At 69.2% G+C, this 21,856-nt stretch carries 20 protein-coding genes and 2 tRNA genes; 12 read left to right on the forward strand and 10 right to left on the reverse strand.

Going from position 1 to position 21,856, the window contains the following annotated elements:
- Positions 1 to 90 precede the first annotated feature (90 nt).
- The 5 genes from thrB to argS form a co-directional block, all read right to left on the reverse strand.
- Positions 91 to 1,065 (reverse strand): homoserine kinase, encoded by a 975-nt coding sequence (gene thrB / locus ACZ6SF_RS19945; protein WP_466063659.1) that lies wholly within the window; start codon positions 1,063 to 1,065, stop codon positions 91 to 93.
- 26 nt (positions 1,066 to 1,091) lie between these two features.
- On the reverse strand, positions 1,092 to 2,153 hold the full coding sequence (thrC, locus tag ACZ6SF_RS19950; protein ID WP_466064072.1) for a threonine synthase: 1,062 nt from the start codon (positions 2,151 to 2,153) through the stop codon (positions 1,092 to 1,094).
- A 77-nt stretch (positions 2,154 to 2,230) separates the two neighbouring features.
- Positions 2,231 to 3,592 (reverse strand): homoserine dehydrogenase, encoded by a 1,362-nt coding sequence (locus tag ACZ6SF_RS19955; RefSeq protein ID WP_466063660.1) that lies wholly within the window; start codon positions 3,590 to 3,592, stop codon positions 2,231 to 2,233.
- Between the two features lie 23 nt (positions 3,593 to 3,615).
- On the reverse strand, positions 3,616 to 5,028 hold the full coding sequence (gene lysA, locus ACZ6SF_RS19960) for a diaminopimelate decarboxylase (RefSeq protein WP_466063661.1): 1,413 nt from the start codon (positions 5,026 to 5,028) through the stop codon (positions 3,616 to 3,618).
- A 58-nt stretch (positions 5,029 to 5,086) separates the two neighbouring features.
- Complete coding sequence (gene argS, locus ACZ6SF_RS19965) at positions 5,087 to 6,745, reverse strand: arginine--tRNA ligase (protein ID WP_466063662.1); 1,659 nt, start codon at positions 6,743 to 6,745, stop codon at positions 5,087 to 5,089.
- A gap of 157 nt (positions 6,746 to 6,902) precedes the next feature.
- Between argS and ACZ6SF_RS19970 the strand changes: the two genes are divergently transcribed.
- From ACZ6SF_RS19970 to ACZ6SF_RS19980, 3 genes are all read left to right on the forward strand, one after another.
- A complete protein-coding gene (locus ACZ6SF_RS19970; protein ID WP_466063663.1) occupies positions 6,903 to 7,832 on the forward strand; it encodes a DUF3105 domain-containing protein in 930 nt (309 codons plus the stop codon).
- Entirely contained in the window at positions 7,829 to 8,536 is a 708-nt protein-coding gene (locus tag ACZ6SF_RS19975; protein ID WP_466063664.1) for a DUF305 domain-containing protein, read from the forward strand. Before ACZ6SF_RS19970 ends, ACZ6SF_RS19975 begins: the two co-directional genes overlap by 4 nt.
- A gap of 93 nt (positions 8,537 to 8,629) precedes the next feature.
- A tRNA-Arg gene (locus ACZ6SF_RS19980) sits at positions 8,630 to 8,702 on the forward strand.
- Between the two features lie 239 nt (positions 8,703 to 8,941).
- Here ACZ6SF_RS19980 and ACZ6SF_RS19985 read toward each other — a convergent pair.
- A complete protein-coding gene (locus ACZ6SF_RS19985; protein WP_466063665.1) occupies positions 8,942 to 9,718 on the reverse strand; it encodes an AraC family transcriptional regulator in 777 nt (258 codons plus the stop codon).
- A gap of 146 nt (positions 9,719 to 9,864) precedes the next feature.
- Here ACZ6SF_RS19985 and ACZ6SF_RS19990 point away from each other — a divergent pair, with 146 nt between their 5' ends.
- The 7 genes from ACZ6SF_RS19990 (at position 9,865) to ACZ6SF_RS20020 (ending at position 16,855) form a co-directional block, all read left to right on the forward strand.
- Positions 9,865 to 11,310, forward strand: a complete 1,446-nt coding sequence (locus ACZ6SF_RS19990; protein WP_466063666.1) for an MFS transporter — start codon at positions 9,865 to 9,867, stop codon at positions 11,308 to 11,310.
- A 142-nt stretch (positions 11,311 to 11,452) separates the two neighbouring features.
- The gene (locus ACZ6SF_RS19995) at positions 11,453 to 12,502 is read left to right on the forward strand and encodes a zinc-binding dehydrogenase (protein ID WP_466063667.1); all 1,050 of its coding nucleotides are present in this window, start codon (positions 11,453 to 11,455) and stop codon (positions 12,500 to 12,502) included.
- Positions 12,503 to 12,566: 64 nt separating this feature from the next.
- Positions 12,567 to 13,184 carry a nucleotidyltransferase domain-containing protein gene (locus ACZ6SF_RS20000; RefSeq protein ID WP_466063668.1) on the forward strand — a complete coding sequence of 206 codons (618 nt, stop codon included), beginning with the start codon at positions 12,567 to 12,569 and terminating at the stop codon, positions 13,182 to 13,184.
- Entirely contained in the window at positions 13,181 to 14,452 is a 1,272-nt protein-coding gene (locus ACZ6SF_RS20005) for a hypothetical protein (protein WP_466063669.1), read from the forward strand. Before ACZ6SF_RS20000 ends, ACZ6SF_RS20005 begins: the two co-directional genes overlap by 4 nt.
- 447 nt (positions 14,453 to 14,899) lie before the next feature.
- Positions 14,900 to 16,072: a helix-turn-helix domain-containing protein gene (locus ACZ6SF_RS20010; RefSeq protein ID WP_466063670.1), complete on the forward strand. Its 1,173-nt coding sequence runs from the start codon at positions 14,900 to 14,902 to the stop codon at positions 16,070 to 16,072.
- Between the two features lie 242 nt (positions 16,073 to 16,314).
- Entirely contained in the window at positions 16,315 to 16,563 is a 249-nt protein-coding gene (locus tag ACZ6SF_RS20015; protein ID WP_466063671.1) for a hypothetical protein, read from the forward strand.
- On the forward strand, positions 16,553 to 16,855 hold the full coding sequence (locus tag ACZ6SF_RS20020) for a hypothetical protein (protein ID WP_466063672.1): 303 nt from the start codon (positions 16,553 to 16,555) through the stop codon (positions 16,853 to 16,855). Before ACZ6SF_RS20015 ends, ACZ6SF_RS20020 begins: the two co-directional genes overlap by 11 nt.
- 46 nt (positions 16,856 to 16,901) lie before the next feature.
- Here ACZ6SF_RS20020 and ACZ6SF_RS20025 read toward each other — a convergent pair whose 3' ends face one another.
- The 3 genes from ACZ6SF_RS20025 to ACZ6SF_RS20035 all read right to left on the reverse strand — a co-directional run bounded on the left by ACZ6SF_RS20025 (position 16,902) and on the right by ACZ6SF_RS20035 (position 19,392).
- Positions 16,902 to 17,351 carry a nitroreductase/quinone reductase family protein gene (locus ACZ6SF_RS20025; protein WP_466063673.1) on the reverse strand — a complete coding sequence of 150 codons (450 nt, stop codon included), beginning with the start codon at positions 17,349 to 17,351 and terminating at the stop codon, positions 16,902 to 16,904.
- Positions 17,352 to 17,502: 151 nt separating this feature from the next.
- Positions 17,503 to 18,375 (reverse strand): glycosyltransferase family protein, encoded by an 873-nt coding sequence (locus ACZ6SF_RS20030; RefSeq protein ID WP_466063674.1) that lies wholly within the window; start codon positions 18,373 to 18,375, stop codon positions 17,503 to 17,505.
- 12 nt (positions 18,376 to 18,387) lie between these two features.
- Complete coding sequence (locus ACZ6SF_RS20035; RefSeq protein ID WP_466063675.1) at positions 18,388 to 19,392, reverse strand: hypothetical protein; 1,005 nt, start codon at positions 19,390 to 19,392, stop codon at positions 18,388 to 18,390.
- A 372-nt stretch (positions 19,393 to 19,764) separates the two neighbouring features.
- Between ACZ6SF_RS20035 and ACZ6SF_RS20040 the strand changes: the two genes are divergently transcribed.
- Together ACZ6SF_RS20040 and ACZ6SF_RS20045 are read left to right on the forward strand one after the other, a co-directional pair.
- Positions 19,765 to 20,292 carry an Rv0361 family membrane protein gene (locus tag ACZ6SF_RS20040; protein ID WP_466063676.1) on the forward strand — a complete coding sequence of 176 codons (528 nt, stop codon included), beginning with the start codon at positions 19,765 to 19,767 and terminating at the stop codon, positions 20,290 to 20,292.
- A gap of 10 nt (positions 20,293 to 20,302) precedes the next feature.
- Positions 20,303 to 21,724, forward strand: coding sequence for a metallophosphoesterase family protein (locus ACZ6SF_RS20045; RefSeq protein WP_466063677.1), 1,422 nt, complete (start codon positions 20,303 to 20,305; stop codon positions 21,722 to 21,724).
- Between the two features lie 47 nt (positions 21,725 to 21,771).
- Here the strand turns inward: ACZ6SF_RS20045 and ACZ6SF_RS20050 are convergent.
- Positions 21,772 to 21,846 (reverse strand) — tRNA-Cys (locus tag ACZ6SF_RS20050).
- Positions 21,847 to 21,856 lie beyond the last annotated feature (10 nt).

The raw sequence follows: 21,856 nt of genomic DNA on the forward strand, positions 1-21,856 counted from the left end.
CTGATGAAGCACCGGCGTCTGATGCGCGCGATGTACGGACTTGCCCAGGATAGCGGGCAACTGCGATGGTCGGCAAGGCGGACGCGCCCGTCAGCCGATCCGGACCCCCTCGGCCGTGCTGACCTGGACGCCTTCGGCGAAGCCGGGTTCGAGCACCCGCAGCCCGTCCGCGACCGCCAGCGCCCGCAGATCATCCGGAAAAGCGCTGGTCATGAGCGCGAGAACGGTCGGCCCGGCGCCGGAGACAGTCGCCGCGACACCCGCGTCACGCAGTCGTTCGATCCAGGTGGTGGTCAGCGGCAGCGCGGGCGCGCGCTGGGTCTGGTGCAGCCGGTCCTCGGTGGCCGGGAGCAGCAGATCCGGGCGTTGCGTGAGCGCGACCACGGCCAGCGCGGCCCGGCTGACGTTGAAGGCCGCGTCCCGGTGCGGGACGAGGTCGGGCAGCAGCCCGCGGGTCTGGGCGGTGGAGGACCGCTCCTCGGGGACCAGCACCACCGGACGCAGCGCGGGATGCGCGTCCAGCCGCACGGCCCGGTAGCCGCGCTGCGGCAGGGCGATATCGTCGCTGTCGGGGCCGGGGCCGATCTCGGTCCACGACACCACGATTCCACCGAGCACACTGGCGGCGGCATTGTCGGGGTGGCCCTCGAATTCCGCTGCGAGCTGCACCATCCGGTCGGTATCCGCCGTCAGGGCGGGATCGAATTCCGCGGCCAGCGCACAGCCGGCGGCGAGCCCGCCGACCACCGCGGAGGCCGACGATCCCAGTCCGCGCGAATGCGGAATCGCGTTACGGCACACCACGTCCAGGCCGTCGGCCCAGACACCGGCCGATTCGAGACCGCGCTCGATGGCCCGGACCACCAGATGCTGGGGTCCCCACGGCACCTCGTCGGCGCCTTCGCCCTCGACCCGGATGGTGAGGCCGGAATCGGTGCTGCGCACCTCGATCTCGTCGTAGAGCCCCAGGGCCAGGCCGAGGGAATCGAATCCGGGACCGAGGTTCGCGCTGGAGGCCGGCACCCGCACCGTGACGGTGATTCCGGCGGGCAGGGTCGGGGACACGAGCCGGCTTTCGCGAGTATCCAAGATCAGGCCAGTTCCAGACGGGCGGCGACGGCCACCGGGTCGACGGGGATCGCCTGGACCTCGGGCATACCGAGCAGGGCGGTATCCGGATCCTTCAGGCCGTTACCGGTGACCGTGCAGACCACGGTCTGTCCCGGCGCCAGCCAGCCCTCCTTGCGCGCGGCCAGCACACCGGCCACGCTCGCCGCCGACGCGGGCTCCACGAATACGCCTTCGTGCGCCGCCACCAGGTGATATGCCTCCAGGATCTCGTCGTCGGTGGCCGCGCGGAACGCGCCACCGGACTCCTCCTTGGCCGCCACCGCGCCGTTCCACGAGGCCGGGGCCCCGATCCGGATCGCGGTCGCGATGGTCTCCGGTTCCTTGACCGGGGCGCCGTTGACCAGCGGCGCCGCGCCGGCGGCCTGCACGCCCAGCATCCGCGGCAGCGAATCGGTCACACGGTCGGCGTGGTATTCGCGGTAGCCGCGCCAGTAGGCGGTGATGTTGCCGGCGTTGCCGACCGGCAGCGCGTGCACATCGGGGGCCCGGCCGAGCACATCGCAGATCTCGAAGGAGGCCGTCTTCTGGCCCTCGATCCGGGCCGGGTTCACCGAATTCACCAGGCCGATGGCCGGGAATTCCGAGGTCACCTTGCGGGCGAGTTCCAGGCAGTCGTCGAAATTGCCCTCGACCTGGATGATGCTCGCGCCCAGCATCACCGCCTGGGCGAGTTTGCCCATCGCGATCTTGCCCTGCGGGATGAGCACCGCGCAGGTCATCCCCGCCCGGGTCGCGTAGGCGGCGGCCGAGGCCGAGGTGTTGCCGGTGGACGCGCACAGCACGGCCTTCTGACCCCGGTATTTGGCATCGGTCATCGCCATGGTCATACCGCGGTCCTTGAAGGAACCCGTGGGGTTGGCGCCCTCGACCTTCAGGTACACCTCGCAGCCGGTGAGTTCCGACAGATGCGGTGCGGGCACCAGCGGGGTTCCGCCCTCGAAAAGGGTGACCGGTTCCCAATCGGCCGCGCCCGCGAGCCGGTCGCGGTAGGCCGCGATCAGCCCGGGCCAGCGGGAATGCACTCCGGCCTGCGGGGCGACGCCGGTGGGCCCGCCCGTCTCCCCACCGCCCCTGACGGAATCGCTGCGCGATGCAGTGGTCATTCTTCGGTGCCTTCCAATCTCAGAACGCTGGTGACAGATGTGACGGATTCCATATTCGACAGGTCCGCGACGGTTTCGGCGAGCGCCGATTCGGTCGCGAGGTGGGTGACCACGACCAGGCGCGCCTTATCGGCGTGACCCTCCTGGCGGACCGTCGAAATACTGACCCCGTGGTCGGCGAATTCGCCCGCCACCGCGGCCAGCACACCGGGACGGTCCTCGACCTGCAGATTCACGTGGTACCGGGTGGGTGTGTCACCGATCGGCGCGATCGGTAGCTGAGCATAGACCGATTCTCCGGGCGCACGGCCACCGAAGAACTTGTTCCGGGACGCCATCACCAGATCACCGAGCACCGCGGACGCCGTCGGAGCCCCACCGGCGCCCTGACCGTAGAACATCAGCCGGCCGGCGTTCTCCGCCTCCACGACGACGGCGTTGAACGCGCCGGTGACCGCCGCCAGCGGGTGTTTGCGCGGAATGAGCGCCGGATACACCCGCACCGAGATCCGGTCCTTGCCGCCCTCGGCCACGGTCGGCTCGCCGGGCCCGGCCGGGACGCGCTCGCAGATCGCCAGCAGTTTGACGGTGCAGTCCAGCGCGGTGGCGGTCTCCAGATCCTCCGAGCTGATCTTGGAGATCCCCTCGCGGAAGACATCGGCGGCGGTCACCCGGGTGTGGAAGGCCAGCGACGCCAGGATCGCGGCCTTGGCCGCGGCGTCGTAGCCCTCGACATCGGCGGTCGGATCGGCTTCCGCGTAGCCCAGGCGGGTCGCCTCGGCCAGCGTCTCGCCGTAGTCGGCGCCGGTTTCGTCCATGGCGGACAGGATGAAATTGGTGGTGCCGTTCACGATGCCCACCACCCGGTTGACCCGGTCGCCGGACAGCGACTGGATCAGCGGCCGCACCACCGGGATGGCGCCGGCCACGGCGGCCTCGAAATAGAGGTCGGCGCGGCTGCGCTCGGCGGCGGCGGCGAGTTCACCGGTGTAATCGGCGAGCAGGGCCTTGTTCGCGGTGATCACGGATTTCCCGGCGTTGAGCGCGGCCAGGATCAGGGCACGGGCGGGGTTGATCCCGCCCATGACCTCGACGACCACATCCACATCCGGACGGGCGATCAGCGCTTCGGCGTCGGTGGTCAGCAGATCCGCGGGCACGCCCCGGTCGCGGTCGAGGTTCCGCACCGCCACCCCGCGCAGGGTGACCGGGGCGCCGACACGCGACTGCAGGTCGTCGGCGTGCTCCCGCAGAATCCGCACGACCTCGCTACCGACATTGCCCATACCCAGGACCGCGATACCGATCGGCCGATCCGGGCCCCACTGGCCGGCCACCACATCGGTCACTTCGGGCATGGTCGTTCCTTTCGTCGCGTCCATCAGACTTCCAGACCGAGCAGGTCCTCGACCGTTTCCCGGCGCAGGATCAGCCGGGCGGCGCCGTCGCGTACGGCGACGACGGCGGGACGGGTCAGCATGTTGTACCGGCTCGACATGGAATAGCAGTAGGCCCCGGTTCCGGCCACGGCGAGCAGATCGCCGGGCCCGGCATCCGCCGGTAGCCAGGTGTCACGAATGATGATATCGCCGCTCTCGCAATGCTTTCCGACGACCCGCGCGACCACCGGCCCGGTCTCGGAACCGCGCGAGACCAGCTGGCAGTGGTAGTCGGCCTGATACAGCGCGGGCCGGATGTTGTCGCTCATCCCGCCGTCCACGCTGACATAGCGGCGGCGCAGGCCACCGTCGAGGGAGACGTCCTTGACGGTGCCCACCTCGTAGACGGTCACCGTGCCCGGTCCGGCGATGGCGCGGCCGGGTTCCACCGCGATGGTCGGAATCGGCAGTCCGGCCCGTTCGGCCTCCCGGGCCACCAGTTCGCGCATCTTCTCGGCCAGCAGATCCAGCGGCAGCGGATCGTCGGAGGGCAGATAGGAGATGCCGAGGCCGCCGCCCAGATCGAGCAGCGATATCTGCGCGGTCCGTTCGACACCGAATTTGTCGATCGCCTCCCGCAGCAGGCCCAGCATGCGGTGCGCGGCGATTTCGAAACCGTCGATTTCGAAAATCTGCGAACCGATATGACTGTGCAGCCCGACCAGGCGCAGATTATCGGCCTCGAATACCCGGGCCAGCGCCTCCATGGCGTCGCCACCGGCGATCGAGAAACCGAATTTCTGATCCTCGTGCGCGGTGGAGATGTATTCGTGGGTGTGCGCCTCCACGCCGACGGTGACGCGGACCAGTACGTCCTGCACCACCCCGGCCGCACCGGCGACGGCTTCCAGGCGTTCGATCTCGATCAGCGAATCGACCACCACATGGCCCACCCCGGCCGCGACCGCGGCCTCGAGTTCGGCGACGGATTTGTTGTTCCCGTGCAACGCGATGCGCTCGGCGGGGAAACCGGCGTGCAGCGCGACAGCCAGTTCGCCGCCGGAGCACACGTCCAGCGACAGCCCCTCGTCGCGGATCCAGCGCGCGATCTCACCGCAGAGAAAAGCCTTGGAGGCGTAGTGCACCCGCGCGTCGGATCCGAACGCGCGCACCATATCCCGGCAGCGGGACCGGAAATCGTCCTCGTCCACCACGAACAGCGGGGTGCCGAACTGCGCGGCGAGTTCGGTGACCGGTACGCCCGCCAGGCGCACCACATCGTCGGCGCCGCGGGTGGCGTTGCGCGGCCAGACCTGCGCGGGCAGGTCGATCATCTCGCGCGGATCGGCGGGACGTTCCGGCAGATTCGGCGCGTGCGGGATGGCGTGCCGGGGCCCGGCCGGGTGGACGCTCATCGGTCTTCCTTCCTCACCCACTGCGGGAACAGTCGGTCGTTGCGATCGCGGTTGGTGGTCACATCCGCTCCGGCGCGGTGACGCCGAGCAGTCCCAGGCCGTTGGCCAGGACCTGGCGGGTCGCGTTCACCAGCACGAGGCGGGCGGCGTTGACCGGGCTCACGGGTTCGTCGCCCAGCGGCAGCACCCGCAGGGCCTTGTTGGTCTGGAACGGATGGTAGGCGCCGGCCAGTTCTTCCAGGTAGCGGGCGATCCGGTGCGGTTCGCGCAGGGTCGCCGCGCTCGCGACCACCCGGGGGAACTCCCCGAGGGTCCGGATCAGCGCACCCTCGAACTCGGAGTCCAGTTGCGCGAAATCCGGTGTCACGGAGTCGTATTCGAATTCGGCGGCATTGCGCGCGATCGAGGCGGCCCGCGCGTGCGCGTATTGCACGTAGTAGACCGGGTTGACGCTGTCCTGTTTGGCCCACAGGTCCAGGTCGATATCGATACTCGAATTCACCGAGCTGCGCACCAGCGAGTACCGCGACGCGTCCACACCGATGGCCTCGACCAGGTCGTCGAGGGTGACCACGGTGCCGGCGCGTTTGCTCATCCGCACCGCGACCCCGTCGCGCAGCAGGTTCACCATCTGCCCGATCAGCACCTCGACGCTGTCGGGATCGTCTCCGAACGCGGCCGCGGCGGCCTTCAGCCGGCCGATATAACCGTGGTGATCGGCGCCGAGCATATAGATGCACAGATCGAAACCGCGCGCGCGTTTGTCCTGCAGATAGGCGATATCACCGGCGATATAGGCGGCATTGCCGTCGCTTTTGATGACCACCCGGTCCTGATCGTCACCGTATTCCGAACTGGCGATCCACCAGGCGCCGTCCTTGGAATAGAGGTCACCGGAATTCTTCAGCGCCTCGACCGCGCGCTCGACCGCGCCGGAGGCGAACAGCGAACTCTCGTTGTAGTACACATCGAAATCCGTGCCGAATTCGTGCAGCGTCTTCTTGATATGCGCGAACATCAATTCCACGCCTTCGGCGCGGAACAGTTCCAGGCGCGCCTGCGGGTCGAGTCCGGGCGCTTCGGGATGCGCCGCGACGATCCGGTCGGCGATCTCACCGATGTAGGCGCCGGCGTAGCCCTGCTCCGGGGTCGGGGCGCCGGTGGCGGCGGCGACCAGCGATTCCGCGTACCGGGTGATCTGCGCGCCGTGGTCGTTGAAGTAGTACTCCCGGGTGACCTCGGCGCCCTGCGCCGTGAGGATCCGGCCCAGCGCGTCGCCGACCGCCGCCCAGCGGGTGCCGCCGAGATGCACCGGGCCGGTCGGGTTGGCGGAGACGAACTCGAGATTGATCCTCGTTCCGGCCAGCGCGTCGGCCGTGCCGTATTTCACACCCGCGGCGAGCACCTGTTCGAGTACCGCGCCCTGCGCCGAGGCCGCGACCCGGATGTTCAGGAACCCGGGCCCGGCGACCTCCGCCGACGCCACCGCATCGGTTCCGGCCAGCGCCTCGGCCAGCCAGCCCGCCAGATCCCGCGGATTCGCACCGGCCTTCTTACCGACCCGCATCGCCACATTGGTGCTGTAATCACCGTGTTCGGGGTTGCGCGGACGTTCCACATCGACCTTGTCGGGCAGCACCGAAGGGTCCAGGCCGCGTTCGGCCAATACCTTCGCGGCCGTCGCGTGAAGGAGATCTGCAAGGTCGGCTGGAGTCACGAGTCTCTATCCTATGGTCCGAGTGGGTGCGCGCCGCGAGTGGGCACCGCAGCGAGGCGTAGCTCCGCCCCTGCTGCGGCCACGCGCGGACCGTGACGGTCCCGGCGTGGCCGCACCCCTTGGCACTGACCATCGCGTGGAAAGAACTGGGACCGGAATGCCGAACAGGACCAGCGCCAAATCGGCGAAGGCCGTCAAAGCGGCGGGCAAAGTGACCGCCGCCCGGACGAACAACCAGCGGAACAGGGGCAAGCCACCACTCGGCCAGCGAATTCCCTGGCTGACAGTGGGCGCGGTAGTGCTCCTCATCGGGCTCGTCGCCGCACTCGCGGTCAACCTGGTGCCCAAGTACCAGGAGAAGGCCGCCCTGGAGAAATTCACTCCGTCGGAGCAGAAGAAGGACCCCTCCGACGAGATCGAGGGCGTGGTCAAGAAGGAGTACCCCGCCGGGCTGCATATCGACGCGACCCAGCGGGTGGCCTACGACCAGACCCCGCCGTTCGGTGGCCCGCACGACGCGTCGTGGGCCAACTGCATGGGCACCGTCTACGACAAGGCGCTGCGCGACGAGAACGCGGTGCATTCGCTCGAGCACGGCGCGGTGTGGATCACCTACAACCCGGACAAGGTCGACCAGTCGGGTATCGACACGCTGAAGAGCAAGGTCGAGGGTCAGCAGTACATGCTGATGTCGCCGCACCCCGGCCAGGAGGCGCCGGTCTCGCTGCAGTCCTGGGGGCACCAGCTCACCGTGCCCAGCGCCGACGACGAGCGGGTCGGCCAGTTCATCACCGCGCTGCGGCTGAACCAGTTCGCCTACCCCGAGGTCGGCGCCGACTGCGCCACCATGGCCTTCGACACCCAGAACCCGCCGCCCTACGACCCGAGCGAACCCGGCCCCGACGCGGTGCCGATGGACGGTAAGGGTCTGCAGCCCGACCAGGCCGAACTCGGTGGCGGCGGCATGCCGGGCGGACTCCCCGGCGGCCTGCCGGGCGGCGGGCTGCCCGGCGGTATCCCGGCCATCCCCGGTATGCCGGGCACCATGCCGGAACAGCAGGCTCCGGCTCCCGGGGCCGCCGGATGACCGACGGCGACGAGGTGACCGAACCCGCGCCCGAGACCGGCTGGCGGGCGCAGGTCCGCGGCCAGCGCACCGCGCTGCTGATCATCGGCGCGATCATCCTGCTGGTACTCGGGTTCGGCGCCGGGGTGCTGCTGTCACCGGACGAACCGGACCGCACCGCGCCGAACACGACCGATATCGGGTTCGCGCAGGATATGTCCGCCCATCACGCCCAAGCGGTGGAGATGTCGGGCATCACCCTCACCGGCACCACCGATCCGGCGGTGCAGCGCCTGGCCTACGACATCCTCACCACTCAGCAGAGCCAGATCGGCCGGATGCAGGGCTGGTTGCAGATGTGGGGCGCGCCGGCGCGCGGGTCCGAAGGCTATATGGCGTGGATGCCCGCCGATGAGCACAGCGGGCACGGCGGCCACGAACACGCGCACACCGACAGCGACCGGCCGATGCCGGGGATGGCCACCACGGCCGAGATCCAGCAGCTGCGTGACGCGAAAGGCGCGGCCCAGGACAAACTGTTCCTGCAACTCATGCTCCGCCACCACGAAGGCGGGGTGCCGATGCTGGAATACGGCGCCGAACACGCCGCCACCACCGAGATCCGGGTGCTGGCCGGGCAGATGCTGGTCGCCCAGCAGGGCGAAGCGCGCCTGATGACGGATATGCTCACGGCCCGCGGCGCCGAGCCGCTACCCATGAACTGACCTGTCACCACACGTTTTGGCCTCCTCGGCGGTGATGCGATACGCTGTGGTCCGCCCGATCGACCGGTCACCGGTTCGGCCGGGCGGATCCCCGCCCTCGTAGCTCAGGGGATAGAGCGTCTGCCTCCGGAGCAGAAGGCCGCAGGTTCGATTCCTGCCGAGGGCACAGACGATGAAGGCCCCCGACCGGTACCAACCGGTCGGGGGCCTTTCTCGTTCGCAGCCCGCTGCCGCCCACGAATCGGCCGACACTCTGCCCGGTCAACCGGCTGTGGTTCCGCCGCATTGCCGGTCGACGTCGACAGCAATCCCGCTACGTTCACCGGATGACAGGTATCGGCCCAGGATTCACCGACGATGGGGGCCGCCGTCAGCGTGGTGCGCGCTCCCATGGGTTCATTCGATTCACAGGTCGAGCCCGGCGTCCGCGTGGAGGTAGCGTCCGGGTGAGGTCCCCACGGTCCGGCGGAACGCTGCGAGGAAAGCGCTCGCCGTCGTGTATCCCACGGCGTGGGCGGCCTGGGATACGGTACGGCCTTCGGCGAGGAGGGGCAGGGCGGCGCGCAGCCGCATATGGGTGCGCCAGCGGTCGAAGCTCATACCGGTATCGCGGACGAACAGCCTGGTCAGTGTTCGTCGGCTCACTCCGATGTCGTGCGCGTGCGCTTCGAGGCTGCGGGGGTCGGCGGGGTCGGCGAGCAGAGTGTCGGCCACGGCGCGGACCCGTTCGTCCACAGGTTGTGGGACGTCGATCGGCAGGGCCGGTACGGGGTGCAGCAGGTCCGGCACGACAGCCTCGGCTCGCCGCCGTGCGTCTTCGGCGAGATCGTGGCGGGCGAGATGGGTGATCAGTTGGGCCAGCAGCGCGCCGACGCCCACCGCGGTGGGCTCGGACCAGTCCAGGGCGCATGCTGCCGGATCGAGGTAGAGGCTGCACAACACCGCCTCGCGGGTGGCTCCGGTTCGGTGCACCACTCCCGCCGGTATCCACAGGGCACGGGTCGGCGGCAGTACCCAGTACGCGTCGGCCACAGCGACGCCGAGGACCCCGCGACGCGTCCATGCCAGCTGATGGTGGGTATGGCTGTGGGCGGGGATCCACTCCCCCGAGGTCAACGGGAATTGTCCGACGATGATCACTCCCGCGCCGGAGGTGTCGAAGGAATCCGCGGATTCGAGCACGACGCCAGCCTATGTCCTCAACGCGACACTATCGGTCCTTATCACGTATTGTGGCCAGCTTCGAGGGACACATAGCGTCGGTGAGTGCTGAAAAATCTCGTGACTCACAGCGGTTGGCGTACGCCCTCGCAGCCGGAGCGCCTGCCGTGACGCCGGTGGCCGCTTCCGTAGCCCCCGGCCGGCGCCGGGCAGCGCTGGTGGTGCTGTGCTTCGTGCAGTTCATGCTCGTCCTCGACGACAATGTGGTCAGCGTCGCCCTCCCCACCCTCCGCGACGAGTTGGGTTTCAGCGGCGCGGGACTGGCCTGGGTGGTCAACGCCTACTTTCTCGCATTCGGTGGATTGTTGTTGCCGGCCGGGCGCGCGGCCGACCTGCTGGGCCGTCGCCGCGTCTTCCTCCTGGGAGTGGCGCTGTTCGGTGCGGCGAGTCTCGCGTGCGGGCTCGCCCAAGCGCCATGGCAACTCGTGCTCGGACGGTTCGTTCAGGGCGCCGGCGCGGCCATGGCAAGCCCCGCCGCGCTGTCGTTGATCACGCTGCTGTACCCGGGCACCGCGGAACGCACCCGGGCACTGGCGATCTGGGGCGCGATCGCGGCTCTGGGCGGCACCGCGGGCCTGGTGATCTCCGGCGTGCTGACCGACCTCACGTCCTGGCGCTGGATCTTTCTCATCAACCTGCCGGTGGCAGCGGTGGCCCTCGTACTGCTGCCTCGCCTGATCCCGGAAAGTCGTGCGCGTTCCCGCGTACGTCTGGATATACCCGGCGCCGTCCTGGGCACCGGCGCCGCGGTTTCCCTGGTCTACGGTCTGCTCCGAGCCGGGGAAGCGAGCTGGGCAGACCTCCCCGTCATCGCGGCTCTGCTGCTGGCCGCGCTCTTGGCCGCCGCGTTTATCGTGGTGGAGTCGAGGTCGGCGGAGCCGTTGGTGCCGATATCGTTCCTGGCCGACCGGACGCGTTCGGTCGCCAACGCGGCGACGTTGCTGTTTTCCGTGGCCTTTTTCGCCATGGCCTTCTTGTTGATGATCCACTTGCAGACCGTGCTCGGATACGGTCCGTTGGAGGCCGGCCTGGCCTATCTGCCCTATGGCGCGGGAATCCTTGTGGGAATGCGTCTTTCGACGTACGCGATCACGCGGATCGGGATGCGGTGGGCGCTGGTCTTGTCGTTCCTGATCAGTGCGGCCGGGCTGCTGATGCTGTCCGGTGTGGCGGTGGGCGATTCCTACGCAACGGGTGTGCTGCCGGGCATGCTCGTCACCAGCCTGGGATGCGGGCTGAGCCTGCCGGTCCTGACGGTGGCCGCGGTCACCGGCACCACCGCGGAGAACGCCGGCCTCGGCTCGGCACTGTTCAGCTCGGTGCAGCAGATCGGGGGTGCGATCGGCATCGCGGTTCTGGTCACCGTGGCCGAACGCCACAACGACGCCTCGGCCGGTTCCGCCGAGTCACCGGGCTTTTCCTTCGCACTCTCGATCGCTGCCGTCATCCTCACAGTCGGCGCCGTCCTCGTGGCAACACTGCTGCGAACACACCGCTCGACCCCGGCTGCCACCTCGACCGACGTCCGGACAGCGGCAGCGGACCGGGCCTGACCCCGCCGGCCGGGCGATCGGTCCCAACGGGCAGTCGCCGGAGGGAACCGCAGAGCGATCCCGGCGACCCGGTTGCGAATCACGGTGTCGGGCGTACCGTCGACTTCACAGACCAGTGAATAAACCGAGGAGGTGCCGAACCGTGGGACTACCCGAAACCATGCGCGCGATGCGGATCACCGGCCACGGAGGACCGGAGGTGATCGAACTCGCCGAGGTGCCCGTACCCGCTCCCCGAGACGGTGAAGTGGTGGTCCGGGTCGCCGCGGTGGCGCTGAACAACACCGATCTGTGGACCCGCGAGGGCGCGTACGGCCGCCCGGACGATGCCGGCGCGCGGTCGGGCTGGCGTGGCCCGATCGATTTTCCGCGTATCCAGGGCGCGGACGTCGCGGGACGGGTGGTGGCCGCCGGCGGCGGGGTGGACGAGGGGCTGATCGGACGCCGGGTGGTGGTCGATCCGGCGATCTACGACGGCGACGGTCCGGATGCGAACCCGGTGGGATTGATGGGCAGCGAACGTGACGGCGGATACGCCGAATACGTGACCGCGCAGGCGCGGCGGGTCCACGATATGACCGATTCCCCGCTGACCGACGATCAACTCGCCGCGCTGCCGACCGCCTACGGCACGGCACTGGGCATGATCGAGCGCGGACGCCTGGGCAAGGGCGAAACCGTGCTGGTGTCGGGCGCTTCCGGCGGCGTCGGGCTGGCGCTGGTCCAGATCGCCCGGGCGCGCGGCGCGCGGGTGGTGGCGATCTCCAGTGGGGACAAGATCGAATCGGTGCGGGAGGCGGGCGCGCACGCGGTCGTCGATCGGGCCGGCGATATCGCGGCACAGGTCCGGGCGGCCGAGCCGCGGGGTATCGATCTCGCGCTCGATGTCGTGGCGGGCGACCTGATACGCGACGGTCTGCCGCTCCTGCGCGAAGGCGGGCGGTGGGTCGTGGCGGGCGCGCTCGGCGGGTACGGCGTGCAGATCGATGTGCGGAGGCTCTACCTGCACAACGCGCAGTTGATCGGCTCCGCCATGCACACACCCACCCACTTCGACCTGCTCATGGATCTGGCCCGCCGGGGCGATATCCGGCCGGTGGTCGCCGCGGCGTTCCCGCTGGAGCAAGCGGCGCGCGCCCAGGACGAATTGGCCCGCCGGGCGCATGTGGGGAAGATCGTCCTGAACCCCTAGCCGGTGCGAGGTCCGATTCCGATTCGGCGGGCCGGTGTGTCACGGCAGCGAAGGAGACGCGCGGATGGCGGGACGCCCACTGCCGGAAGAGGAATGCGACCGGCTCTGGAAACCCTGGACACCGGCCGAGGTCGCGGAGCGACTGTCGGGCGCTCCGCCGTGCTGGTACGTGGCAGCGGGATGGGCACTGGACCTGTTCGCCGGTGGCCTCGGACGCGAGCATTCCGATCTCGAGATCGGAGTGCCGCGCGACCGGTTCCCCGAAATCGCGGACGCGCTCCCCGGCTTCGACTGGGATGTCGTCGGTGACGGCCGGGCCCGGCCGTATCCGGAACAGGCGGACACCCTGCACCAGACCTGGCTGCGCGAGCCGGAAACCGGGCACTACCGGCTGGATGTGTTCCGGGAACCGCACCGGGGCGACCGGTGGGTCTGCCGCCGCGACGAGTCGATCACCCTGCCCTACAGGGAACTGATCCGCCATACCGCCGACGGCATCCCGTACCTGATTCCGGAGGCGGTGCTGCTGTTCAAGGCGAAAGCGCACCGGGCGAAGGACGAGGCCGATTTCCGTTGTGTGCTGCCCCTGCTGGACCGGTCACGGCGATCCCGGCTGTCGGACTGGCTGTCGCGAGTCCACCCCGGCCATCTCTGGCTGGAAACACTTGGGGACGGCCGGTGACGCGGGTTCTCTCGGTATGGCGACCCGATCCGGGCGACCCGGCCGGAATCACCCCGGACGAATCCCTGCCGAGACTCTCAACCGAGATCGCGGCCCAGGTCGCCGACTATCTGGACGCCGGGACGGTCCTGATACGCACCACCGCACGCAGGGTTGATCCCTGGTCCGACGGCACCAGGCCCGAAGTGCCGCTGACGCAGCGCACCGACGGCGTATGGCGGTGGGACGACGCGGTCGGCTATTACGTGCGCCGGTACAACCTCGACCCGGGACCCGAATTCGTCGCGTATGCGCGTGACCGTGGTTTCGCGCCGCGGACGCCGACAGACGCCGAACTCGGCGCCATCGTCGACGAGGTGTTGTGCGGAGCCCCGGGCACAGCGCCGCACCGGAGGTTGCGGCTCGACGGATCGCAACTGCTGCCCAGCGGCCGCTACTGCGTCTATCAGGGGCGAGCGTTTCGCTATCGCGGACTGGGCAGAGGTAGTGACCTACGGATTCGCATGGTGGTGCCGCCGGGGGAACAGATTCCCGATGGTTTCGAGCCCAAGGACGATCGAGACGCCTTCGAACAGTCCGTCGCCCACAAAACAGTCCCTGCCACCGAGGTCGAGGCGTTCCACAAAGTCATCACGACCTGCCGCTACAAGGGCGACACGTTCTCGATCATGCGAATCGAAGGTCCCCGGCTCCGGGTGAGTGCCGGGGGCGGGCGCCGTGTGGAAAGCACGGTGCCACAACCGCCGCACCCCACTCGCGACGAGTGGTCCCGGTTCCCGAATGTCGAAGTGATCGGCGCGGGTGAGATCTGGGCGGATATCGATATCGCCGAGGCCGCGCAGGTCACCGTGGCTGTTGTCCCCTACCACCTGGTGTCGGGACGGGTGGTTCCGGTACGCGACCCGACCGGGGCCGGGTATTCGGTGCCCGCCACCGATGAGATCTTCTACTACCCATCACCTGCCGACAGTCCGTACCTGCCCCCCGCAGACGCGCTTGCCGCGGTGCGCGATTTCTCGGCCGACCACGACCTGCCCTATCCGCTCGCCGATCTCACCCCCGAGCGACTCCGCGACGGCTGGCGGTCGAGCACTCCCCTCCCCCTCGCCGTCCTGTGCTACGTCGACGACGACGGGCACGTCCGCACCGCGCCCGCCGGCGAACCGGTGGACCGTGTCAGCAGCCGACTGTCGGCGGATTTCCGCATTCGGCACCCCTTCGCCGAGCCACCGGCCCGCGAGGACTCCGGTACCGAAATCTTCGACTAGAAGACGATCGCGGCCACGCTGCGGTCCGCCGACCTACTCAGCGCGGGATTCCCGGCTCCATATGGCGCACCACCTGTCGAGGACCACCTGGGCCTCATCGGCGGTGATCTCTTCATGGTCGGTGTCGTTGTGCCCCAGCAGGTACCGATGTAAGTACTCTGTGCGATGCCATTTCATGTCCCGGCCGAAGGCTTCGTCGGTTGGGGGTGTGGTGTGGATTCGCCTGATGATGCCGGTGGGATTCTCACGGGTCCTGCCCTCCCGGAGGAGGGCATAGTATGTCGTCGCCGGATCTGTCATCCGCTTACTCCGTTCTCGGCAATCCGATTCCGGCGCAGCGTGCCGGGGTGCGCGTTCCGAGCCGATCCGCCCGGCACTCCGGTGGGCGGGCGTGCTTCAGAACTCGAACGACGACACGAAAATCTCCGAAACCGTACGCTCGATGGTATGACTGCGGATCTTGGGGGCCGCGTCGCCTCCGTACGCAAGCGTCGCGGCGTGACGCAACGAGAACTGGCCGATCTGAGCGGGCTTTCGATCTCGCTCATCAAGAAGATCGAGCAGGGTGAGCGCGACAGTGTTCGGCTGGAGACGCTGCGTTCCCTCGCGGTCGCGCTGGGAGTTCGGACCTCGACCCTCCAGGGTGGAGGCGCCGACGCCGAATGGGCGTCGGCCGAGACCGCCGACCTGTGGGGTCCGGTGCGGCGCGCGCTGGCGGGGCGCGGCGACGACCTCGACGAGCGACCCACTGTCGACGGTGTGAAAGCCGGGTACGAGAGCCTGCTTCCGGCCCTCGGCGCGCACCGGTACACCGAGGTGGCGGCGGGTCTGCCCGCACTACTGCGCGATGCCGCCGCATTGGACGGCGGCGAGGGACGTGCGCTCAGATCCCGGATCCTGGGAATGACCGGCTGGCTGCTGGTCCAGAACCGCCAGTTCGACAGCGCCGAAGACGCTTTGAACAGGGCCATCGACGAGGCCCCGGATCGCGGGACCGCCGCCGCTCCGGTGAACGCCCAGGTGTGGAACCACCTTCGCCAGGGCAACCTGCGGGCCGCGGCCGAACTCGCCCAGCGGTGGGCCGACGATATCGAGCCCCGGTTCTCCCGTGCGACGCCGATACAACTCGCCGTCTGGGGTCGGCTGTGGCTGTACGTCGCAAACGTCGGCGTCCGCGACAACAGTCCGGGAATCACCGAAGACGCTCTTTCGCTGGCCAAATCGGCGGCCGATCGGATCGGCCGGGAGATGTCCTACGACCCGGCGCCACACCGGCCCTACGGACCGGTTACCGTCGCCCAGATAGCGGGTGAATGCGCCGGTATCACCGGCCATCCCGACCGGGTCCTGGCGATCGCGGATTCCATACCCGCGGCGGTGGTGACGTCACCTACCGCCGCACCGCGCCTGCGTCACCGGCTCGATGTGGCGAACGCACATGTGGCGCTGCGCAATTACGGTGACGCGGTGGCCACACTGCAAGAGGTGCGCGCATTGGCGCCCGAATGGCTACCACAACAACGCTATGCCCGCGACATCCTGGGATCGATCGTGCGACATCGGCGCACGCTCACACCGAATATGCGCGAACTTGCCGATGCTGTCCGGCTCGAGTACTAGGGGTACGAAGCCGAGCTTCCCGGCACAGCGCTCTTCGAGCCATCCGGCTATTCCGTAACAGTTGCTTGTGTTCCTTCGACCCGGAAGCGCCGAAAGGACCACAGACACAGGACTATCGACGCTGAAAGTCTGTGACCGGCCCCGGCGCCGGGTCGATCGGCCTTCGGCCAACCATCTCCACCGTTTCTCCCTTGTCCCCGGCGCTGGGTGCCTGCCAATGCCATCCACTCGGGGAGAAGACCATGCACGAGCGATCCGCGTCCGGTCCGGCGGCGGCGAGCCGGGTACCGGTCGGGGCGGTGCGCCTGCCGCATCAGGAGTACCGCACCGATATCGAGACCCTGCGACGCGTCGCCGCCGGGTTACGCACGCCGGGCGCCGGTCCCGCGCGACCGTCCCCGGGCGATGCCGATCTGCTGCGGCGGGAGTTCGGCCGCGTGATCTCCCGGTTGCGTGCGGCCGGCTACGAGGAACCGCGCAGTGCCCAGTAGACGGCGAGCGGTGCTGTTGCGGCGTCATGACGCCGACGTCGCGGATATCGACCTGCTGACGGACCGGTACCGGCTCGACGTGGTGTTCACGGCGGTTGTCGATACGACGTCGAAACTGGGTGTCATCATCGCGATACAGCATCTGCTCGAATACGACGCCGAGGTCGTCGTGGTGCCGCATCTCTCGATCGAAGGGCTGCGTCCGGACCATCCGTGGCGACCCGTCAGCAGTCTCGCGGACCTGGTGACCTTCGCCGGAGTGATCGAACGCGGCGGGATCGGCCGGTCGTGACGCGAGCGGGGCTCCCACTCGAGCGGGTGGGAGCCCCGCCTCGGGGTCAGCGCTGGGTGAGTCGCACGACCGGGTATTCGCGGTCGGATTTGCGCTGGTACTTCTCGTACCGGGGCTGCGCGTCGGTGATGTGTTTCCAGGCCGAGGCACGGTCGTCGCCGGCCAGCCGGTGCGGGGTCACCGGGAGTGTCTCGCCGCCGTGCAGTTCGACGCCGGCGCGCTCCGGATGGGCCATGAGGTTGGCGTACCAGTCCGGATTCCGGTCACCGCCGCCCGAGGCGACCAGCAGCCAGCCGTCGCCGTCGGAGAACCAGCTGATCGGGGTTTCGCGCGGTGCCCCGGTGCGCTTGCCCTCCGTATGCAGGATCAGCATGTCCATACCCATGTAGCGGCCGCCTTTGCGCCGGATGCGGCGGGTCGTGCGGGTGTTCATCTTGCGCTGGAACCACAGCGACAGCGCGCTGAAACCGCTGCTCTTGCCCTGCTCTTGTGCCATCTGCTCGACCTCCAGTCGGTCTGTCGCGCGGAATCGCCCGCCGACCACAGCCCCGGTGACTGTCTCTGCGAAAACGCTAGCCGCGGCGCGCTGACCTGCGCTTCTCGATTCCTGATCGGTTCGGTCACCGGATTATGAGCGGTACCCGCGGTCAGCGTCGGGGGACCCGCCGGTCGAGTCCGGCAACGGCCGCGGCGAGATAGCCGGTGGCCGGGCGGGCCCGCATGATCTCGCGGCCCGCCCGGACGCGGGCCGCCCGTTCGCCGGGCGCGTCGAGGTAGTGCAGGCAGGTCTGGACCACCCGGTCGTAATCGGTGAAGGCGACAGCGGACGCGAAAGGAGCCGCCTCCTCGGTATCGGCGCAATCCTCCGACACCACGAACAGCCCGTTGGCCAGCAGATAGGACACCCGGACGATCTCGAAGATCTTGGTGTCGTAGTAGTGGGTGTTCAGGATGATCTTGGCGCGGGCGTAGAGAGCGTCGCGGGCGGCGCCGTACACCCCGAAATGCGCCTGCGCGTTCACGCCGAGTCCGCGCAGCCGTTCGATCGGGGCCAGCCGGTGCGCATTGAGCGAGCCGATGACCAGGACATCGATATCCTGCTCGGGGGCGGGCGGGATGCGCTCGAGTTCCGGAACGTGGCCGATCGGCACGTGACGCACATCCGCGACGCCCAGTTCCTGTAGCGCGGCGATATTGCGCAGGCTGTAATCCCAGACGGTGTGCCCGCGGAAAAGGGCGAGTAGTTCCTCGGTGACCCACTGGGATCCGGGGGCGATCTGTTCGAGGTTGAACAGCACGGCGTCGCCGGGGACCTCGAGCCCCCACCAGGACAGGGTGTTGCTGCCGAAGACGATACTTCGGCGGCCGGGCACCCGGAGCTCGTCGGTGAGCACACTGTCGTGGCCCAGCCGCCGCAGTGCGATATCGACCGTTTCGGCGACCTCCCGGAACGCCTCCCGATGCTGGTACGACGGGGGCGGGGCGAGTGTGACGGCGAAGCGCGCCGGCTGGTTCGGCATGGATTCCGCTGCTCAGTCGAGGGAGTTGGCCAGGCAGGCGTGCAGGTCGAGCAGGGCCGGGACCTGCTCGCCCGGGTAGCGTCCCAGCCCGCATTCGGTGGCGATACCGAACCGCGGCACGAACGCCTGGGCGGCCTTGATACGGCGGCGGGCACCGTCGAACCCGTCGGAGGCGTGCACCAGACCGAGATACAGATCGGTTTCCGGTGCGAGCGTGAGAGCGGCGAGCGGGCCGTAGTAGTTCTCGTCGATGCGGTCTCCGCGGACCGGCAGATGAACCCAGTCCAGTGGGCGGGCCAGGGTGTTCACGACGCCCGAGGCCACCGCGACCGGTTTGGAGGTGTCGGCGGGTTCGCCGCCCGCCGAGCCGGAATCGCCGTAACAGAAGTGGTAGCCGGTTTGCGCCCCTTCCGGAACCGCGTCGCCCAGCCGCACCAGGCGTTCGACGACACCGGCGAAGATCGCCGGCCGGCCGTCACCGAACCACGACGGGGAAAGGCCCTCCAGAAGCGCGAATTCGGCCGAGGCATCCCACTGGACGGCCAGATCCTCGTGCGGGATCGCCGTACAGATGCGGGCCAGTTCGTCGAGTACCCGTTCCTCCCAGCGCTGTTCGAGTTCGGCCCGCGGCCCGGAGAAGAGGGCGCCGGTCACCGCCACCGGGGTCGGCAGGCTCACCTGGAACCGGGTGCCGGGGCGGATCGCCCCGTCCGCGCGCAACCGCTCGAACACCTGCCAGGAGCGCAGCGCGGCCTCGGCATAGCCGAGCGGCCCGAAATCTATTGCCGTGGGGTCGATTCCGTCGTGCGGACGCAGCCGTTCACCCGGCGCGGTCACCAGATCCGGATGGTCCCGGAGCCGGGACAGCTGCCATGCCATCCCGGTCCGGCGATCACCGGTCTCGCCGTCGGGAATCCGGCCGATATGGGCACCCAACCGGGAGGCGACCTGTATGAACACGCCCGCCGCGTCGGGCAGCGGGACGCTGCCGCACAGGTGAACATCAGCTCCGCCCATGCCGTACACCTCCGCGTGTTTCGGGCCCCGCCTCGGCAAGAGTGTAAGAGCGCATCGGCGATCGTGCGCGGGGAAGCGTTTTCGGTCACCGCACCACGACCGACCGGCGGCACCGCCGTGAGGGACGCCGGTGGGGCGATTGTCGTAATGTTCGGAAAAACACTCCCCCGAACGGAGACGGCTTTGACCAACCCACCGGCAGGCCCGCCGCCCCACGGCCCGCGACCTCCCGACGGCCCGCAGCCGGGCCACCCCGACCAGGCCGGCTGGTCACAGCCCGAGCTCCCACCTCAGCAGGGCGGCAATCCGCAGCAACCGGGTTACCCCGGGGGACCCGCGGCGCCCGGGGCCGGGTACCCCGGTGGGCCCGGTATGCCGCCACCTGGATACCCCGGTGCGCAACAACCCGGTTACCCGGGGACGCCGCCGCCGCGGAAACGCCGGACCGGTGTGATCGTCGGCGCGGCGATCGTCGCGGTGCTGCTGGTCGTGGGCGTGGTGGCGGTCGGGGTGGTGCTGACCATGCAGGGGCGCACTCCCCTGTCCTCCGATGAGCAGCAGGTCGAGGCCGCGCTGCGCGAGTTCTACGACACCCTGAGCAACGACGGTTTCCAGGCCGCCACCGAGCTGGCCTGTAAAGCCGACCGCGACGAGTTCTCGGGTATGTCGGATTCGGAGAAATCCGAGGCCGAGAAGCTCGAATTCTCGGTCGAGATCCAGTCCATCGACGATGTCGTGATCACCGGCGATCGCGCCAAGGCACAGCTCACCGGCACATTCAGTTTCTCGATGCCGGGTGAGAGCAGCGACGACCAGACCGACGACTCTTCGGAAGAGAACCTGGTCAAGGAGGACGGAGAATGGCGGGTCTGCTCGTCGTCGGGAGCCCAGGGCACCTGAGTACGCGCCGATGAACTGCTGCGGCCCCTCACGGCGCACGGTACTCGGGGCGCTCGGCCTCGCCGCCCTGCTCCCCGCCGCCGGACTGGCCGGCGGCGGACGCGCGGCGGCGGGGTCCGGCTCGTTCGCGGCCACCGATCTGGAGGTCGTGACCGTCACCGACACCTCGGCGGTGCTCACCTGGACAGCCCGTGCCGCGGATCCCGCGGGGCGGCCTGTCCCGGTGCCGGCCGAGGGTGAACTGCTGCTCGGCCCCGCCGACGGTTCCCGGCCGCCGCGCCAGGTCTGGGCGGCGGCGGAGCCGACCCCCTTCCACTACGCGCAGGTGGACGGGCTGGAGCCGGGCCGCGCCTACCGGTTCGAGGCGCGCTGCGGCGGAGTCCGGGCGGCCCCGGCCTTGTCGGCGGCGACCGCACTGCCGGGGTCGCCGGAGACGACCGGTGTATTCACCACCCTGGTGCCGCCGCCGGGCCGCCACCTGCGAACCCTGGCGCTGGCCAACGATATCCACTACGGCGAGACCGTGAGCGGGCTGCTCGCCGGCGACCTGCCACCGGGACTGCGCCAGGAGCCGGGCGCCGCGCCCTATCCGGAGGTCATGCTCGACGCGATGCTCGGTGATCTGCGGCGCACCGATCGCGGGGCCGGACTCCTGCTGCTCGCCGGTGACCTGACCGCGGAAGCCCTGCCCGGCGACCTGCGCGCGGTCCGCACCCGGCTGGACGGCTGGGGAACCGAGGGCGCGGATTATCTCGCGGTACGCGGCAACCACGATCGGCCGCACACGGGGGCGGAGTACGCCGGCTGCCCCGCGGTGCCCGGCGCGGAAGACCACAGGGATTGCTGGAGTGAGGTTTTCGGCGCCCGGCAACAACTGCTCGAACACGAACTGGGCGGGCTGCGGATCCTGGGACTCGACACCAGCGCGCTCGACGGCGCGGGTGGGGTCATCGAACCGGCCCAGTTCGACCACCTGCGGACCACACTGCGTGACGAACCCGACCGTCCCACCGTGGTTTTCGGTCACCACCCGGTGACCGCCGAATCCGGGCTGACCAATATCGCCGGCCCGGGTTTCGTCCTCGACCGGCCGGGATCGCTGGAACTACAGCGACTCTACGAACACGCGCCGGGAGTCTTCCTGCACCACAGCGGGCACACCCACCGCACCCGCCGGACCCGGCCCGATACCGCGTGCGCCGTCGAATTCCTGGAGGTGGCCGCCGTCAAAGAGTATCCGGGCGGCTACAGCCTGCTGCGGCTCTACGAGGGCGGCTACATGGTGAACTTCTACAAGACCCGCACACCCGAGGCCCGGCGCTGGAGCACCCTGACCCGCGGCGAATGGTTCGGCCTGCTCCCCGATTACACCCTGGGCACCTTCGCCGACCGCAATCACGTGGTCACGCGCGATTTCTCCGGCCTGCGCTGAACCGTCGTACGCGGCCGGAACCGGTGATCCCGGTTCCGGCCCGTCCCTGGAGCGAGCGGCGGGAATCGAACCCGCGTGAACGGCTTTGCAGACCGTTGCCTCAACCACTCAGCCACGCCCGCGTGACCGGAA

Source organism: Nocardia sp. NPDC049935 (assembly GCF_055586645.1).

What these genes read in the sequence shown, in the direction of transcription:
- ACZ6SF_RS19970 (WP_466063663.1), top strand. Translation starts at nt 6,903, where the DNA reads ATGCCGAACAGGACCAGCGCCAAATCGGCGAAGGCCGTCAAAGCGGCG.
- ACZ6SF_RS20045 (WP_466063677.1), top strand. Translation starts at nt 20,303, where the DNA reads ATGAACTGCTGCGGCCCCTCACGGCGCACGGTACTCGGGGCGCTCGGC.
- ACZ6SF_RS20030 (WP_466063674.1), bottom strand. Translation starts at nt 18,375, where the DNA reads ATGCCGAACCAGCCGGCGCGCTTCGCCGTCACACTCGCCCCGCCCCCG.
- ACZ6SF_RS20040 (WP_466063676.1), top strand. Translation starts at nt 19,765, where the DNA reads ATGCCGCCACCTGGATACCCCGGTGCGCAACAACCCGGTTACCCGGGG.
- lysA (WP_466063661.1), bottom strand. Translation starts at nt 5,028, where the DNA reads ATGAGCGTCCACCCGGCCGGGCCCCGGCACGCCATCCCGCACGCGCCG.
- ACZ6SF_RS19975 (WP_466063664.1), top strand. Translation starts at nt 7,829, where the DNA reads ATGACCGACGGCGACGAGGTGACCGAACCCGCGCCCGAGACCGGCTGG.
- ACZ6SF_RS20000 (WP_466063668.1), top strand. Translation starts at nt 12,567, where the DNA reads ATGGCGGGACGCCCACTGCCGGAAGAGGAATGCGACCGGCTCTGGAAA.
- ACZ6SF_RS20015 (WP_466063671.1), top strand. Translation starts at nt 16,315, where the DNA reads ATGCACGAGCGATCCGCGTCCGGTCCGGCGGCGGCGAGCCGGGTACCG.
- ACZ6SF_RS20025 (WP_466063673.1), bottom strand. Translation starts at nt 17,351, where the DNA reads ATGGCACAAGAGCAGGGCAAGAGCAGCGGTTTCAGCGCGCTGTCGCTG.
- ACZ6SF_RS20010 (WP_466063670.1), top strand. Translation starts at nt 14,900, where the DNA reads ATGACTGCGGATCTTGGGGGCCGCGTCGCCTCCGTACGCAAGCGTCGC.
- ACZ6SF_RS20035 (WP_466063675.1), bottom strand. Translation starts at nt 19,392, where the DNA reads ATGGGCGGAGCTGATGTTCACCTGTGCGGCAGCGTCCCGCTGCCCGAC.
- ACZ6SF_RS19955 (WP_466063660.1), bottom strand. Translation starts at nt 3,592, where the DNA reads ATGCCCGAAGTGACCGATGTGGTGGCCGGCCAGTGGGGCCCGGATCGG.